The sequence below is a fragment of the Oleiphilus sp. HI0067 genome, from assembly GCF_001635735.1.
Genome location: NZ_LWFI01001173.1, coordinates 1 through 1,305 on the forward strand (window position 1 = coordinate 1; position 1,305 = coordinate 1,305).

Annotated in this window: 1 protein-coding gene; it reads left to right on the forward strand. The window is 43.4% G+C overall.

What is annotated here, in order from left to right; all coding sequences use genetic code 11:
• Positions 1-1,305, forward strand: a 1,305-nt coding sequence (locus A3739_RS17335; protein ID WP_156502648.1) for an immunoglobulin domain-containing protein, incomplete at both ends; no start/stop codon positions are given.

Here is a 1,305-nt window from a genome sequence, read left to right on the forward strand (position 1 = left end):
CCAGTTGTCACTACCATGACCTGTGAGTTGCTTGAGGGCTGTATTGCGGAACACTCAGGTGTCTTAAGTGCATTTGGAGAACAAAGCTACGTGGACGACAGCTTTCAATTGTTAGGGCTGATTGCAACAGATAGCTTCGGTGAAAAGCATGCGAAAGTCTCTGCACTAAGTCATCTAATCGTAGCGACTGCGCTTAATCTCCCAGGAGGCTTAACCCGTGGCAATATAGAATTTGCAGAACGCTGGGTTATGGAAACATTTCAACTCAGTAACTCGCCTCTGATCAGCGAGCTGATCGACATTTCAGATGATTCCGCCCTTGCTCAAAACGATTCTGATGACGTTATTCAAGCAATCATCGGTGCGAGTTTTTATAATCTTTCTCAAACACAATCTTGGTATGACGCCAGCATTACTATTGATAACTTTCCAATCAGCAGCATTCTCGAGCAAGCTCAAGTTTTGGCTCTAAGTGTTAATCACCACCTTCCTGTTACTGATCAACATCCTGAGCTTATAGCAAGCCCAAGCTCTCAGAATAAAGCTGACATATTCTTGCTTTCATCACCTACTGACGCCAATGTTAATCAGTATTCCCCGTTTTTCTTAAGAGCTCAGGCATACTCAAATCAAGTACTCCAATATCAATGGCGTTTCAACGGAGAAATTATCCCTGGTGCCAATGATGCAATTTACGGAAAGACACATGCCTCATTAAACGACGCAGGCGTCTATGATGTAATCATTCGCAACGCGCAAAATCAGATCATTTCATCTTCCGCTTCTCTCAGTGTGGAACCAAAAGAACTTTCACTTAAGATTACTAAGCAACCACGATCACAGTCGATTGTCAGTGGCCAATCTATTGAACTCAATATCAATACAAATGCAGGCTCTGATGCGAATGTGTCTTGGCAGAAAGGTGCCAGCGTTTTAGCGAATAAAAATAGCTCGACACTAGTCATTTCAAACGCAAGTCAAAGTGATGCTGGTGATTATCGTGCCATCATTGAATATAAGGGTGAGGTGCTCTACTCGTCCTTTGCAAAAATCACAGTAACAGAAGCTCTCAATACTCTCAGAATCTCACAACATCCATCTGACCAAGATGTATTAGCAGGACATAACGTTCGTTTTGAGATCTCGGCTGAGGGTGGAGGTTTCATGCGCTACCAGTGGTTTAAGGATGGCAATGCGATTGAAGGAGCAACGAACGCAACGCTTGCAATAGAAAGCGCAACACAAACTGATCAAGGCAACTACACGGCACAAGTCACAAGCTCTACCGGCAATCTAAATTCAAAA